16 protein-coding genes and 3 tRNA genes are annotated in these 13,085 nt (G+C 67.3%); 9 read left to right on the top strand and 10 right to left on the bottom strand.

Annotated elements, in window-relative coordinates; all coding sequences use genetic code 11:
* Positions 1 to 13 precede the first annotated feature (13 nt).
* Positions 14 to 100, top strand: a tRNA-Ser gene (locus QGN30_RS01260).
* Positions 101 to 108: 8 nt separating this feature from the next.
* On the opposite strand, the gene QGN30_RS01255 is transcribed toward QGN30_RS01260, so the two are convergent.
* From QGN30_RS01255 to QGN30_RS01240, 4 genes are read right to left on the bottom strand one after another with little or no spacing between them, the layout of a single operon-like run.
* Entirely contained in the window at positions 109 to 1,227 is a 1,119-nt protein-coding gene (locus tag QGN30_RS01255) for an Rv2629 family ribosome hibernation factor (RefSeq protein WP_014378871.1), read from the bottom strand.
* Positions 1,228 to 1,266: 39 nt separating this feature from the next.
* Positions 1,267 to 1,455 (bottom strand): hypothetical protein, encoded by a 189-nt coding sequence (locus QGN30_RS01250; protein WP_038534797.1) that lies wholly within the window; start codon positions 1,453 to 1,455, stop codon positions 1,267 to 1,269.
* Between the two features lie 28 nt (positions 1,456 to 1,483).
* Entirely contained in the window at positions 1,484 to 2,719 is a 1,236-nt protein-coding gene (gene lipE / locus QGN30_RS01245; RefSeq protein WP_009956755.1) for a lipase LipE, read from the bottom strand.
* Between the two features lie 25 nt (positions 2,720 to 2,744).
* The gene (locus QGN30_RS01240) at positions 2,745 to 3,569 is read right to left on the bottom strand and encodes a crotonase/enoyl-CoA hydratase family protein (RefSeq protein WP_064893597.1); all 825 of its coding nucleotides are present in this window, start codon (positions 3,567 to 3,569) and stop codon (positions 2,745 to 2,747) included.
* 23 nt (positions 3,570 to 3,592) lie between these two features.
* On the opposite strand from QGN30_RS01240, the gene QGN30_RS01235 reads away from it, so the two are divergent.
* On the top strand, positions 3,593 to 4,177 hold the full coding sequence (locus QGN30_RS01235) for a TIGR03086 family metal-binding protein (protein WP_009956752.1): 585 nt from the start codon (positions 3,593 to 3,595) through the stop codon (positions 4,175 to 4,177).
* Between the two features lie 140 nt (positions 4,178 to 4,317).
* Here QGN30_RS01235 and QGN30_RS01230 read toward each other — a convergent pair whose 3' ends face one another.
* The gene (locus tag QGN30_RS01230) at positions 4,318 to 4,779 is read right to left on the bottom strand and encodes a DUF4334 domain-containing protein (RefSeq protein WP_008263093.1); all 462 of its coding nucleotides are present in this window, start codon (positions 4,777 to 4,779) and stop codon (positions 4,318 to 4,320) included.
* 8 nt (positions 4,780 to 4,787) lie between these two features.
* Positions 4,788 to 5,855, bottom strand: coding sequence for a pyridoxal phosphate-dependent aminotransferase (locus QGN30_RS01225; protein WP_014378874.1), 1,068 nt, complete (start codon positions 5,853 to 5,855; stop codon positions 4,788 to 4,790).
* A gap of 85 nt (positions 5,856 to 5,940) precedes the next feature.
* Here QGN30_RS01225 and QGN30_RS01220 point away from each other — a divergent pair.
* Positions 5,941 to 6,029, top strand: a tRNA-Ser gene (locus QGN30_RS01220).
* 41 nt (positions 6,030 to 6,070) lie between these two features.
* Positions 6,071 to 6,143 (top strand) — tRNA-Arg (locus tag QGN30_RS01215).
* A gap of 284 nt (positions 6,144 to 6,427) precedes the next feature.
* On the opposite strand, the gene QGN30_RS01210 is transcribed toward QGN30_RS01215, so the two are convergent.
* Genes QGN30_RS01210 through QGN30_RS01200 form a run of 3 tightly spaced genes read right to left on the bottom strand, consistent with a single transcriptional unit; the run spans position 6,428 to position 8,335 of the window.
* Complete coding sequence (locus QGN30_RS01210; protein ID WP_008263097.1) at positions 6,428 to 6,919, bottom strand: hypothetical protein; 492 nt, start codon at positions 6,917 to 6,919, stop codon at positions 6,428 to 6,430.
* Positions 6,920 to 6,937: 18 nt separating this feature from the next.
* The gene (locus tag QGN30_RS01205) at positions 6,938 to 7,936 is read right to left on the bottom strand and encodes a phosphotransferase family protein (protein WP_009956749.1); all 999 of its coding nucleotides are present in this window, start codon (positions 7,934 to 7,936) and stop codon (positions 6,938 to 6,940) included.
* Between the two features lie 39 nt (positions 7,937 to 7,975).
* A complete protein-coding gene (locus tag QGN30_RS01200; RefSeq protein ID WP_009956748.1) occupies positions 7,976 to 8,335 on the bottom strand; it encodes a nuclear transport factor 2 family protein in 360 nt (119 codons plus the stop codon).
* Between the two features lie 125 nt (positions 8,336 to 8,460).
* On the opposite strand from QGN30_RS01200, the gene QGN30_RS01195 reads away from it, so the two are divergent.
* The 5 genes from QGN30_RS01195 to QGN30_RS01175 all read left to right on the top strand — a co-directional run bounded on the left by QGN30_RS01195 (position 8,461) and on the right by QGN30_RS01175 (position 12,450).
* Entirely contained in the window at positions 8,461 to 9,405 is a 945-nt protein-coding gene (locus QGN30_RS01195) for a class I SAM-dependent methyltransferase (RefSeq protein ID WP_009956747.1), read from the top strand.
* 277 nt (positions 9,406 to 9,682) lie between these two features.
* A complete protein-coding gene (locus QGN30_RS01190; RefSeq protein WP_008263104.1) occupies positions 9,683 to 9,922 on the top strand; it encodes a hypothetical protein in 240 nt (79 codons plus the stop codon).
* Positions 9,923 to 9,944: 22 nt separating this feature from the next.
* Positions 9,945 to 10,100: a DUF6131 family protein gene (locus QGN30_RS01185; protein ID WP_008263106.1), complete on the top strand. Its 156-nt coding sequence runs from the start codon at positions 9,945 to 9,947 to the stop codon at positions 10,098 to 10,100.
* Positions 10,101 to 10,253: 153 nt separating this feature from the next.
* On the top strand, positions 10,254 to 10,958 hold the full coding sequence (tcrX, locus tag QGN30_RS01180; protein ID WP_008263107.1) for a two-component system response regulator TcrX: 705 nt from the start codon (positions 10,254 to 10,256) through the stop codon (positions 10,956 to 10,958).
* Entirely contained in the window at positions 10,936 to 12,450 is a 1,515-nt protein-coding gene (locus QGN30_RS01175; protein ID WP_014383651.1) for a sensor histidine kinase, read from the top strand. The genes tcrX and QGN30_RS01175 overlap by 23 nt, the downstream gene beginning before the upstream one ends.
* Here the strand turns inward: QGN30_RS01175 and QGN30_RS01170 are convergent, their stop codons facing one another.
* On the bottom strand, positions 12,451 to 12,942 hold the full coding sequence (locus QGN30_RS01170; RefSeq protein ID WP_008263112.1) for a lipoprotein LpqH: 492 nt from the start codon (positions 12,940 to 12,942) through the stop codon (positions 12,451 to 12,453).
* Positions 12,943 to 13,085 lie beyond the last annotated feature (143 nt).

Raw genomic sequence — 13,085 nt, 5'->3', positions numbered from 1 at the left:
TACCCTTGTCCGTGGTGGCGTGGCAGAGCGGCCTAATGCACTCGCCTTGAAAGCGAGAGACGGCTAAAACCGTCCGGGGGTTCAAATCCCTCCGCCACCGCCCTGAAGTTACTCGACGCTCTGGTGCAGCGTCGGCGCGTAGCGCAGCACCGCACCGATCCCGTCGGCCGGCGAGATCCGCTCGTCGGTGCGCACCAGGGCCGCGCCGACCGAAATCGCCGATACCGGCAACGCCTCGTCGGCCCGCAGCGTCTTGGCGGGAGCGGCGCCCTGCTCGGACAACACGTTTTCATCGGGGGCGACGGTCGTCAGGTTCTCGTCGGCCACCACGGTGGCGTCGCCGATGTCACCGATGATCAACGTCTCCACCGCGCCCTGGCGCAGCGCCGAGCACACCGGACCGAGCCCCTCGGCCGCCAGCCCGGACTGCCGCCCGATCTCGGCGGTAAACCGTTGCGCCGCATCGTCGATCGTGCGCAGCTGGCGTTTGACGAACTCGTCCTCGATGGCCTGCTCGATCTCGCCGAAGTCATGCCCGCTGTGCCGCGCCCCGACCTCGAGGGCCACCGCGCGGTCGTGCAGTCGTTCCGGCAGCGCGGCCAGCAGGTCGGAGCGCGACCGCACCTCACCGACCACGAAGATCACCTCGATCGCCTTGTCGTCGGCGAGTTCGGCGACGCGATCGGCGACCGCCCGCACGTTCTTGCGGGCGGCCTCGTCGGTGCGCAGCTGGGGGTCGCCGTATCCGGCGGTCTCGGCCCCCGCGGCCTTGTGCACGGGGTAGCCGCCGCCGTCGACCGTCTCGGTGCGCAGCGTCCCGCCGAGGTGGGTCGTGATGTCGGCGCCGCTGTGGTCGACGACCACCAGGACATAGTCCGGGTGATCGAAGCTCTGCTCCAGAATCGGTACCAGGTAAGGCAATTCGGACACCCGGACCACGCTCGCGGCGGGGCCGCGGGCCAGGTGCTCGTTGATCACCACACCGTCGGCGCTGGCGATCACCGCCCGTCCACTTCGGCCGATCGGGGGACGCAGGTTCATGGCCGCGTCCTCGATCGCGGCGATCACCGCGGCGTCGGCGTGTGCGCGTTCGAGGTCTTCTTTGATCGCCCGCCACTTGAGCTCAAGTTGAGCCTCGGCGTCATGGGTGTCGTGCGAGTCGTCGAAATACACCGAAACGAACGGCCCCGGTGCGTCCAGCAGCTTGCGGAAGCGTTGCGAGTCCATGCCTTGTTGGTTGCCCCGCGAGCCGGAGCACAAACACCGTCAGCTTCGATCGCCCTCGCTGTCGTCGAAGAAATGCCAGTCGCCGTCGTGCTCGACTTCCATGCGCCAGCCGAGCTCGCTGTTGTCGGCCTTGTTGTCGACGAACCATGCGTGTGCGTCGTCGGCGCTGTCGATGTCTTTCGTCGCGACGACCTCGCCTTTCGGATTGAGCACTCGATAGGTAGCCATGCCGGCAGGGTTCCCACTGCCGTGGCCGTTAACCGGTGGGGATTTCGGCGGCGATCGTGTCCATCAGGGCCGTGTACCGGCGGGCTTCGGGATCCCGCCCGGGTTTGCCGCTGCTCACCACGCCGGCCGCCAGCCCGCGCGCGGGGTCGGCCCAGATCGCGATGTTGACCAGGCCGAGGTTCCCGAAGGCGTGTGGCGCGTTGCGCCCGAAGGGTCCCCACCGGTTGGTGCCGAGGATGTAGCCGGTGCCCCAGCGGGCCGGTTGTAGCCCGACCGCGAAATCCGGTCGCAGCCTTCGGCATTCGGCTATCGCGCCATACATGGTCTCCGGTCTGATGACCCGCACACCGTCGAGTTCGCCTCCGCGACGCCAGATCTCGGCGAACCGCGACATCTCCTGTGCGTTCGACACCGTGTTGGACGACGGGATGATGGTGGTCAAGAACAACTTGGAGTTCGTGTACGGAATGATCTCGTGCACGGTTCCGCCGATCGCCTTGCGGAAGATCTGGGCGACCACCGGCGGTAGCGTCCGCCCGGTGGCGTGGCTCGGCGCCACCAGCGCCACGTCCTTCTCGGCGACGCCGAAGTTGGTCCAGCGGAAGCCGAGCGGGTCGAGGATCTCGGTGCCCAGGATTTCGCGAATTTCCTTGCCGGTGGCCGCATACACGATCTCGCGCACCAGCGGACCCCAGGTCAGCGCGTGGTACATGTGGAACAGCCCGGGACGGTACAGGGGCCGCAATTCGCCGAGCTTGCGTTGCGCGTACTCGTGGTCGTCGGCGCGCGTGACGTCCGGCCGCGGGCCGGTCGGGAACGGCAGGCCGGCGCTGTGCGTCATCACGTGCCGGATGGTGATCCGATGCTTGCCGTGGCTGGTGAAGGTGGGGATGTAGTCGCAGACCCGGTCGTCGAGTGAGAAGACGCCGCGCTCGGCGAGCATGTGTACCACGGTCGCCGCCATCCCCTTGGCCGCCGAGTACACGCAAAACGGGGTATCGGGCGTGACGGGGATCCGCTCGGCGTCCGGTGGGTCGCTCGGGGCGTTGCCCCAGCCGTGGCCGATCGCGCGGTTGAGCACCACGCGCCCGTGCTGCCGCAGGCACAACTGGATCGCCGGTTGGAACCCGGCCCGGTACCAATGCCGCGCCGCCTGCCAGATCCGGTCGATGGCGGCGCTGTCGATTTCGGAGTGGTCTTCCGCACCGATCGTCGTCACCGCGTCCAGGTCGGCCGGGACGCGGATCTTGCCGTCAGGAGTCACCTCAGCGAGGGTACGTGCCGCCGGACTACTCCCCGGTGAACTGCGGTGGGCGCTTCTCGAAGGTCGCCGTGATGCCCTCGGTCAGGTCCTTGGACGGCAGGAACGCCGCGTTCCAGGCCGCCACGTACCGCAGGCTTTCGGAGACCGCCGCGATGCGCTGCTGGTCGAGGACGTCCTTGACGCCGTGGACGGTCAGCGGGGGATTGGCGGCGATCTCCGTGGCGGTGGCGTGGGCCGCGGCCAGCGTGGCCTCGGCGTCGGCGTACACGTCGTTGACCAGCCCGATCTTCTCGGCGCGGGCCGCGTCGATGTCCTTGCCGGTGAGCGCCAGCTCACGCAGGTGCCCGTCGTTGAGGATCAGCGGGAGGCGGGCCAGGCTGCCGACGTCGGCGACGATGGCGAGTTTGACCTCGCGCACCGAGAACTTGGCGTCGGCGCTGGCGTAGCGGATGTCCACCGCCGAGATCAGGTCGACGCCGCCGCCGATGCACCAGCCGTGCACCGCGGCGATGGTGGGGGTGCGGCAGTCGGCGACCGCGTTGATCGCGCCCTGCATGCGCAGCACCGTTCGGTGAAACTCGGCCCGCGGCCGCGCCGAGGCGCCCTCACCCAGCACCCCCGACAGCGTCCCGCCCATCGCGGCGAGGTCCAGGCCGTAGCTGAAGTTGCGGCCCGAACCGGTGAGCACGATGGCCCGCACCTCGGGGTCGGCGTCCAACTCCGGAAACAGCTCGGGCAGGTCGGACCAGAAGGCGGGCCCCATCGCATTGCCCTTGCCGGGCCCGATCAGCGTCACCTGCGCGACGTGGTCTTTCTTCTCCACGGTGACGGATTCGTATGCTTGCGCCATATCGAGACCGTAGCGTGGCGAATATGGCTCCTGACTTGCGACCCGGCCCGCATTCACCGCCGACCGACGAGCTGCACAGCGCCGAGGACACCCTGGGGGTGCTGCAGCGGGTCCTGCACACCATCGCCGCCGACGACCTGTCGCGGCCGACGCCCTGCGCGGATTTCGACGTCGCGCAGCTGACCGGGCACCTGCTGAATTCGATCAAAGCCCTCGGGGGCATGGTGGACGCCGACGTTCCCGAACCCGCCGAAGGCGATTCGGTGGAGCGCCAGGTGGTGGCCGCGGCGCGGCCGGCGCTGGACGCCTGGCACCGGCACGGGCTGGGCGGGACGGTGCCGTTCGGCAAGGGCGAGATGCCCGCCAAGAGCGCGTGCGCCGTCCTGTCGATCGAATTCCTGGTGCACGCCTGGGATTACGCGGCCGCGACGAAGCGCGAGGTCGACGCCCCCGAGCCGCTGTCCGAATACGTGCTGGGCCTGGCCCGCCACATCATCAGGCCGGAGCTACGCGGCGGCGCCGGATTCGACGACCCGGTCGATGTGCCCGAGGACGCCGGCGCCCTCGAGCAGCTGGTCGCGTTCACCGGCCGCAACCCGGCGCGGTAGCCCGCCCTTCAGCTCTCGCCCGTCGAGTGTGAAGCGTGGGCTTTGGGTGTGAAGCCGCGTCGGGTCCGCGCGGCGTGTCGTCGGCGTGGACGCACAATCAAAGCCGCCAGTTCACACTCGACGGCTCGCCGGTCGAGACGCTAGACGCGCTCGAGGTAGAAGTAGTAGTACTTGCCGTTGTCCCGAACGCCCTTGCCGTTCATGATCCCCATCACGGCGTTGTCGTCGATCTTCTTGAAGTGATCGTGCACCGGCTGGCCGTCGTAGACCATGGTGGCGGTGACCTCCCCGCGGAAGTCCTCCAGCCACAGGCTGGCCTCGCCCTTGCCCATTTCCACGTTCGAGAACTTGTTGCCGTCGGCGTCCAGGCAGACGAGCGGCTGCACGTCGCTGACGGATTTGAAGGTCTTGCCGTACCACCCGGCTTTTTCCAGTTGGCCGTTCATCTTGTGGCCGGTCTGGAACTCGCCGCCCTTCCACTCGCCGAGCATCCCGTCGAGGGTCGCGGGCGAAAGCTCGGCCCAGAATTCGTCGAGCTCGGAATCCGCGATGTCGCCGCTGCGCTCTTTGAATTCGGTGAACTTCTTTCGGGCGAGGTCCACGGCTCTCCTCAGGATTCGGTGCGGGCTATCCAATCGCGGGCGAAACGCAGCAGAGCGTCATTTTCGTCCGGAGCACCAATGGTGACACGAACGCCTTCGTCCGCGAACGGCCGCACCACCAGGTGCGCTTCGGCGGCCTGCTCGGTGAAGTCCATGGTGCGCGACCCCAGTGGTAGCCAGACGAAGTTCGACTGCGACGGCGGCAGCTCGAACCCGGCGTCGCGCAGGGCGTCACTCACGCGGGTGCGCTCGCCGACCAGTGCGTCGGTGCGGGCCATCAACTCGGCCGAGGCGTCCAGCGACGCGATGGCGGCCGACTGCGCGACGTTCGTCACCGCAAACGGCATGACGACCTTGTCCAGGGCGGTGATCAGGTCGGGGTGGGCGACCGCATAGCCGACCCGCAGGCCCGCCAACCCGTACGCCTTCGAAAAGGTCCGCAGCACAACGACATTGCTGCGGGTGAGGGCCAGCTCGAGGCTGTTGGGCAGCATGCCGTCGCGGACGTACTCGACATAGGCCTCGTCGAGGGCGACGAGGATGTGCGACGGAATGGCGTCCACGAATCGGGCCAGCGCGTCCGGGTCGACGACCGTGGACGTCGGGTTGTTGGGGTTGCAGACGAAGATCAGCCGGGTGCGGTCGGTGATCGCCGCGAGCATCGCGTCGAGGTCATGCGTGTGATCGGTCAGCGGCACCCGCACGGTCGTCGCGCCGGACACCTGAATGATGGGCAGGTAGCACTCGAAGCTGCGCCAGCCGATCATCACCTCGTCGCCGGCCGCGGCGGTGATCTGAACGAGCTGCTGGCACAAGGTGACCGAACCGCTGCCGACCGCGATGTGCTCGGGGGCGACGTCGGAACCCAGGTGCATGGCCAGCGCCGCCTTGAGGTCCACGCTGGCGTTGTCCGGGTAGCGGTTGACGACGGCGATGGCCCGCTCGATCGCCGCGTGCACGCTGGGTAGCGGGCCGTAAACGGTCTCGTTGCTGGCCAGCTTGATCGAGCCCGGCACGTTCTTGCCGGGCACATACACTGGCAGTCCGGCCAGTTCGGAGCGTAGACGGGCGGTCACTTCGACAGTTTATGTCTCAACTGTGTACAGTATGGCCGGTTCCGCGAGACCGGAAAGGGGTCGGTACCCTCAGAAAGTCCAAAAGGGAGGCGTGCCAGAGCGGCCGAATGGGGCTCACTGCTAATGAGTTGTCCCCCTCAAAGGGGACCGGAGGTTCAAATCCTCTCGCCTCCGCTGGGTCCTGAACGGAACACGGAACGACAACTGAAGAACAGGCGCCCGTAGCTCAACGGATAGAGCATCTGACTACGGATCAGAAGGTTAGGGGTTCGAATCCCTTCGGGCGCGCTCAGCCATTTTTCGTGCGTCAAACGTGTCACAGGCAGCGCGGTCTGCGCGTAATATCATCGGCCTCGGGCCTCAGTTCAGTTCCGTGCGAACATCGGAGTTGAGTCATGTCCCGTGTCACCAAAATCCTCGCCGCCCTGGTAATCGCCTCCAGCGCCCTGCTGACGTCTGCATGCGGTTGCAGTACAAGCGCAGCAGGTGTCACCACTTGCACCTTGTTGTAAGCGGCCGAATTATGTTGTGCCCTCGGGTTTGACGGAACCCGGGCACACCCGCGCCGACCGCTAGCGTCCGCCGAACGGTCCGCCGAATGGCCCCCGACGGGGCGGCTCGGTCACCGTTTGGGTGACGGTGCTGGTCTCGGTGCTCGGCGTCACGGTGACCGTGCTGGGCGAGACGGTCGTCGTGGGAGTGTCGGTGCTCGGTGGCGGGACGGTCTCGGTGACCGTCTCGGTCGGGCCGCCACCGCCGCCGCCGTGGTGCCGGGGTGGCTCCGTCGTCGTGGTGGTCACCGGCGCGGTGGTGGACGGCGCCGGCGTCGTCGTGGTTGCCGGGCTGGGCGCCGGCGAATTGCTCGCGAGCTTGACCGCCGCGAAGACGACCGCGCCGAGCAGGAGCGCCCCTATGGCGCCTGCTGCGACCAGCGCCGCCGGGCGGCGGTACCAGGGCGTCGGGGGCTCGGGCGGCTCCGGCGCGGCGTCGTAATAGCCGCCGCCGTACCGCGCGGCCGCGGTGGGCTCGGAGTAGTAATCCGGTTCCTCGGGATAGGGCGGCACGAGACGAATGCTAGTAGGTCAGCCCTCGTTGTCGATGAGGCGCAGCGCCCGCTCGAACAGATGCACGGTGGCGGCGTGCAATTGGTCGCCTACCTCCCTCTCCGCCTTTCCCGCGCAGGCCCGGGCCAGCGTCCCCTCGATCACGATCCCCAGCTTGAAGCAGGCCAGCACGGTGTACCAGGTGATGTGTGACAGGTCGCGGGTGGTGTTGGCGGCGTAGCGCTGGAAAAGCTCGTCGGTACTGGCCAATCCGTCCTGGCCGCCCAGGGCGTGGCTGAACACGCTGGAGCCGTCGGGCTGGCGCCAGGTGGCCAGCAGCCAGCCCAGGTCCAGCAGCGGATCGCCGATCGTGCACATCTCCCAGTCGACGATCGCGACCACCTCCGGCCCGGTGCGGGAGAACATCACGTTGGCCGCGTGGTAGTCGCCGTGCATGATGCCCGGCGTCCAGTGCGCCGGCCGGTGCCGGTCCAACCAGGTCGACACCTCCTCGATGCCGGGGATCTGCGGCCCGGGATAACCCTCGTAGTCGTTGTAGGACTCGAGCTCGGAAAGCCAGCGCGGCACCTGGCGCTCCAAAAAGCCCTCCGGCTTACCGAATTCGGCGAGGCCGACGGCGACATGGTCGACGGCACCGAGCTTGGCCAACGCGTCGGCCATCGACAGCCCCATGCCGTGTCGCACCTTCGCGTCGCCCGCGTGCAAAGGCGGCAGACCCTCGCCGGCGTTGAATCCGTCGACGGGATCCATGAGGTAGAAGACCGCGTCGCCCAGCACGGCGGGGTCCTCGCAGACGGCGATCAGGTGCGGATGCGGCACATCGGAACCTGCCAGCGCCGCAAGGACTTTCGTTTCCCGCAGGATCACGCTGTTGCTGCGCGGACGCAGGTGCCGGGGCCCGCGCCGCAGCACGTAGGGCCGCCCGGCCCTGCTGAACCGCAGCATGACGTTCTGCGTTCCGCCGGTGACGTTGGAGACGCCTTCCAGCGGGCCCTCGCCGAGCCCCTGCCCGGACATCCATTCCGCTACGGCTTGAAGATTCACGGAGTCCACTGCTCAGCCCTTCGGGTGTGGCGTGTATCGGACGGTCTGCGCCGCGATCACGCCGTCGCGGAACACGAAGGTGTCAACGCCGTCGTCGACCCGGCTGGCCGCCGAATCGGCGGCCCATTCCAGGAACAGCACATCGCCGTCGAAGAGCTGGGTCTTCAAGTCCCAGTTGGCATCCGGGATATCGGCGAGCAGTTGCGCGAAGACCCGGCGGATGGCCTGCCTGCCGCGCGCGACGCCGGCGGGCGTGATCAGCACGGAGTCCTCGGCGTAGTCGGTGAGGATTTCGTCAAGGTCTCCCGCGGCCAGCGCGGCGCCGTGGTGGGCGAACACTTCCTGCGGCGTACGCGACGGGGTGGGCGTCATGGCACTCCCTTGCAACCTGTGGACCGTCTGGGAAAAAGACTAGGGCAGGGGCGACGGGAGGCGGCCGGTGGCGGCGGCTGGAAGAATAGTGTGCATAACTTACTTTCTGGGGAAGGGAACTGCCCATGCCGCGGACCGACAACGATTCCTGGGAAATCACCCAAAGCGTCGGCGCCACCGCGCTCGGCGTCGCCGCAGCTCGCGCCGCGGAGACCGAGAGTGACAACCCGCTGATCAAGGACCCGTTCGCGCGGGTGTTCGTCGACGCCGCGGGCGAGGGGATGTGGAGCATCTATGCCAACCCGGCGTTGCTGGCCAAGGCGGCCGACATCGAGCCCGATCTGCGGGCGCGGCTGCAGCTGATGGTCGACTTCATGGCCACCCGGACGGCATTCTTCGACGAGTTCTTCCTGGGCGCGGCCGACGCCGGCGTGCGCCAGGTGGTGATCCTGGCGGCCGGACTGGACGCGCGCAGCTGGCGGCTGCCGTGGCCCGACGGCACGGTCGTCTACGAGCTCGACCAGCCCAAGGTGCTGGAATTCAAATCCAACACGCTGCGCGAACACGGCGCGGAGCCGACCGCGCAGCTGGTCAACGTGCCGATCGACCTGCGCCAGGATTGGCCGAAAGCGTTGCGGGAAGCGGGGTTTGATGCTTCGCGACCTGCGGTGTGGTCGGCCGAAGGGCTCGTTCGCTATCTACCGGCGCAGGCCCAGGACTTGCTGTTCGAGCGGATCGATTCGCTGAGCGCCGAGGGCAGCTGGCTGGCGTCCAACGTGCCCGAATCGGGTTTCACCGACCCCGACCGTGTGCAACGCCAGCGCGAGGACATGCGGCGCATGCGGGCGGCGGCAGCCAAGCTGGTCAACGCCGAGATCACGGACTTCGACGACCTGTGGTACCCGGAGGAGCGCACGCCCGTCGACGGCTGGCTGCGCGGCCGCGGCTGGGACGTCACGACCGCGACGTTCGCCGAGTTGATGGCCCGGTATGACCGCCGGATCCCGCAGGGTGCGGAGGATTCGATGCCGCCCACCCTCTATGTGTCCGCACAGCGGCGGCCGGGCTGACCGAACGCCGAGATCGAAAGTGCCGCTGCTAATTTAGCGGCTCAGGCACGCCATTTCGATAGGAACGCCTCGAATCGGGGCGGGTCCTCGAGTTAGCTGAGCTAATCCAGCGGGCACGGCCCTCCCGGCCGTGGGAGCGCGGGTCGCCGGCCGCCGCTTCGACCGCCTCTGACGTGCCGGGATGTGCCGACAAGCGCTGCCGCATAACCCATTGCATGTTTAGGCATAAGTCGAATGGGTAACTTCAGCACCACGAGAAAACTTCTTCTCGCTCACAATGGAGGTCACGATGCGTGGCAGCGGGATCATCGGAACGGTTGCTTTGGTGTGGTTGCTGATCGGAGCCTTCGCGGCGTGGCAACGGGATTACTTCAAAAACGACCAGACGACATGCGCCTCCGCGGGCACGGTTGCGGTGACCGTGATCGCCGGACCCCTGAATTACTTCGGGGTCAACCCGAAAGTCACGGATTGCCATCTGCCGCAACCAAGTTCAATGCAATCGGTCAACCTCTAACCCTCACCCGAAGGAAGTCGAAATGGTTATCTTAGGAATTGTCCTGCTTGTTCTCGGGTATTTCTTCCACGTACCCGTGCTGACCACGCTGGGAATCGTGCTGCTGGTGATCGGCGCGATCCTCTGGATTCTGGGCTCGATCGGCCGTCCGGTCGCCGGCCGGCGCTACTGGTATTAACCGCTACGGCCGAACACCACGATCGCGCGACTGCTCCGGCAGTCGCGCGTTTCGTTTCACAGGGCGCGCATAGGTTCGTCATAGTCTGGGCTCAGTCGGTGACGGATACTGGAGCTTGTGACGCAGCCCCGAGCCTCTGTAGAGCGGGTTGTCATGTGCCGAGCGGACGGCAACCCCATCAACGTGCTGGTCGTAGACGACGAACCCGTCCTGGCCGAAATGGTGTCGATGGCGCTGCGGTACGAGGGCTGGAACATCTCCACCGCCGGGGACGGGGAATCGGCCATCGCGGCCGCCCGCAACCAGCGTCCGGACGTCGTCGTCCTCGACGTGATGCTGCCCGACATGAGCGGCCTCGACGTCCTGCACAAACTGCGCGGGGAGATCCCACAGCTGCCGGTGCTGCTGTTGACGGCCAAGGATGCGGTGGAGGATCGCATCGCCGGCCTGACCGCCGGCGGCGACGACTACGTCACCAAGCCGTTCAGCATCGAAGAGGTCGTGCTGCGGTTGCGGGCGCTGTTGCGCCGCACCGGGGTGACGACCGTGGACAGCGGCGCACAGCTGGTGGTCGGGGATTTGGTGCTCGACGAGGACAGCCACGAGGTCACCCGCGCCGGGGAGCCAATCTCGTTGACCTCGACCGAATTTGAGCTGTTGCGGTTCATGATGCGCAACTCCAAGCGGGTGCTGAGCAAGGCCCAGATCCTGGACAGGGTATGGAGTTACGACTTCGGCGGCCGCTCCAACATCGTCGAGCTCTACATTTCCTACCTGCGCAAGAAGATCGACAACGGTCGCGATCCGATGATCCACACACTGCGCGGCGCGGGTTATGTCCTCAAGCCGGCCCGCTGACCCGCGAAGGGTCTGGTCCCTTCGGCTGCGGCTGTTGGTCGGCCAGATCGTCGTCCTGGCGATCGTCTGCGTCGGCATCACCGCGGTGACCGAACTGGCGCTCAACCATCACCTGGTCAAGCAGCTCGACGGCCAACTCGCCGGGACCTCGTTCCGCTCGGCGCTGATGTACCCCGAGCCGAACCACCCGGGATGGCACCACCACCAGCACTCCTACTATCCGAGGCCGGGCCCCGGCCCGCGGTTCCTGGACGCCCCGGGTCAGCCGGCCGGCATGGTGGCGGCGGTGGTCAGCCACGGCAAGACGGTTGACGCCGGCTACCTGACCAGCAGCGGCACCAGGGATGACCTGACCCCGACCGCCCAGACCCAACTGGAACAGATCGCCGGCAACCGCGCGCCGGTCACGCTGAACCTGGACGGCCTCGGCCGCTACCGCGTCGTCGCGGCGCCGAGCCGAAACGGCAGCGACATCATCGTCACCGGCCTGTCGATGTCCAACATCGACGCCACCCTGATCCGGATGCTCGTCATCTTCGGGATCGTCACCGCGGTTGCGCTGGCGGCCGCGACGATCGCCGGGGTCGTGATCATCCGGCGGGCGCTGGCGCCGTTGCGCCGCGTCGCCCAAACCGCGGGCCAGGTCGCCGATCTGCCGCTGTCGCGCGGCGAGGTCGAATTGCCTGTGCGCGTACGCGAATCCGACGCGAACCCCTCCACCGAGGTGGGACAGCTCGGTGCCTCGCTCAACCGGATGCTCGACCACATCGCGGAAGCGCTGTCGGCGCGCCAGGCCAGCGAGACTCGCGTTCGCCAGTTCGTCGCCGACGCCAGCCATGAACTGCGCACGCCCCTCGCCGCGATCCGCGGTTATACCGAACTGACGCAACGGATGGGCGACGACCGCGAGGCGGTGGCGCAGGCGATGAGCCGAGTGGCGTCCGAGACCGAGCGGATGACGCGGCTCGTCGAGGACCTGCTGCTGCTGGCCCGCCTGGATTCCGGCCGGCCGCTGGAACGCGAATCGGTCGATCTGTCGCGGTTGGCGGTGGATGCGGTCAACGACGCGCACGTCGCGGGACCGGATCATCAGTGGGAACTCGACCTCCCCGAAGAACCGGTGGTCGTCACCGGCGACGCGGCGCGGCTCCACCAGGTCCTGACGAATCTGCTTGCCAACGCCCGCGTCCACACCGGCGCGGGCACCGTGGTGACGACGCGGTTGAGCACCGAGCCGTCGCACACCGTGCTGCAGGTCATCGACAACGGGCCCGGCATTCCCGCGGCGCTGCAGTCGGAGGTCTTCGAACGGTTCGCCCGCGGTGATTCCTCGCGCTCGCGCAAGGGAGGCAGCACCGGGCTGGGATTGGCGATCGTCTCGGCCGTGGTGAGGGCGCACAACGGGACGATCGCGGTCGACAGCTCACCGGGCCGCACCGAGTTCACGGTGCGGTTGCCACCCAACGGATGGCAACCGCCCGCATCGGCCTAGCTAGCTGTTACAGGTCACATTGATTTCGAACGGCTTGTTCACCGGCTGCATGGGGTTGGCCATGTCCACCCCGGTGGCGGTGCCGCTGATCTTGTAGCTGTTGCCATCCTTGCTGGCGGTTGCATTGCCCTGCCCGGTGCCCGAGGTATAGCCCAGCGTCACGCCGTTGACATTGCCCAGCCCAACGGATTTCACCTGCGGGGGGTTGCCGTCGCTGAGCACGGCGGCGATGCCGGTCGCTGCGCCACCGATCGCGATGTTGATGGTGCCACCCGCATTTGTGCACACGACCGAACCGGACACGTTCTGGTCCTTGCCGTCGATCGTGACCTTCGTGCCGGCGGCGCCGCCGGTGCTAGCCGACGCGCTCGTACCCGAGCTACTGGCGGAACTGCTCGCGCTCGTTCCCGACTTGTTACCACCCGAACATCCGGAAATGCCCGCGGCGAGAATCGCCGCCCCGGCCACCGCGACCGTCAATTGACGCTTCACCTGTTCTCCTTTTTGCCCGATAGTTGCGGTCCTCGGCATTGAGGGCCGTCTGGGCAGTATGCGGGTTAACTGGACCGAGAATCCAGAACCCCGAGAAATTGTTGCTGTATTCATTATTCGTCGGTGAAATGCTTTCGGGGCCT

The organism is Mycobacterium sp. 3-98 (assembly GCF_035918355.1).
Classification (GTDB): Bacteria; Actinomycetota; Actinomycetes; order Mycobacteriales; family Mycobacteriaceae; genus Mycobacterium; species Mycobacterium intracellulare.
This window is presented reverse-complemented; position numbering and strand designations above follow the sequence as displayed.

What these genes read in the sequence shown, in the direction of transcription:
- QGN30_RS01175 (WP_014383651.1), top strand. Translation starts at nt 10,936, where the DNA reads ATGTCCTCAAGCCGGCCCGCTGACCCGCGAAGGGTCTGGTCCCTTCGG.
- QGN30_RS01240 (WP_064893597.1), bottom strand. Translation starts at nt 3,569, where the DNA reads ATGGCGCAAGCATACGAATCCGTCACCGTGGAGAAGAAAGACCACGTC.
- QGN30_RS01250 (WP_038534797.1), bottom strand. Translation starts at nt 1,455, where the DNA reads ATGGCTACCTATCGAGTGCTCAATCCGAAAGGCGAGGTCGTCGCGACG.
- QGN30_RS01190 (WP_008263104.1), top strand. Translation starts at nt 9,683, where the DNA reads ATGGAGGTCACGATGCGTGGCAGCGGGATCATCGGAACGGTTGCTTTG.
- QGN30_RS01205 (WP_009956749.1), bottom strand. Translation starts at nt 7,936, where the DNA reads ATGTCCGGGCAGGGGCTCGGCGAGGGCCCGCTGGAAGGCGTCTCCAAC.
- QGN30_RS01235 (WP_009956752.1), top strand. Translation starts at nt 3,593, where the DNA reads ATGGCTCCTGACTTGCGACCCGGCCCGCATTCACCGCCGACCGACGAG.
- tcrX (WP_008263107.1), top strand. Translation starts at nt 10,254, where the DNA reads ATGTGCCGAGCGGACGGCAACCCCATCAACGTGCTGGTCGTAGACGAC.
- QGN30_RS01255 (WP_014378871.1), bottom strand. Translation starts at nt 1,227, where the DNA reads ATGGACTCGCAACGCTTCCGCAAGCTGCTGGACGCACCGGGGCCGTTC.
- QGN30_RS01195 (WP_009956747.1), top strand. Translation starts at nt 8,461, where the DNA reads ATGCCGCGGACCGACAACGATTCCTGGGAAATCACCCAAAGCGTCGGC.
- QGN30_RS01185 (WP_008263106.1), top strand. Translation starts at nt 9,945, where the DNA reads ATGGTTATCTTAGGAATTGTCCTGCTTGTTCTCGGGTATTTCTTCCAC.
- QGN30_RS01200 (WP_009956748.1), bottom strand. Translation starts at nt 8,335, where the DNA reads ATGACGCCCACCCCGTCGCGTACGCCGCAGGAAGTGTTCGCCCACCAC.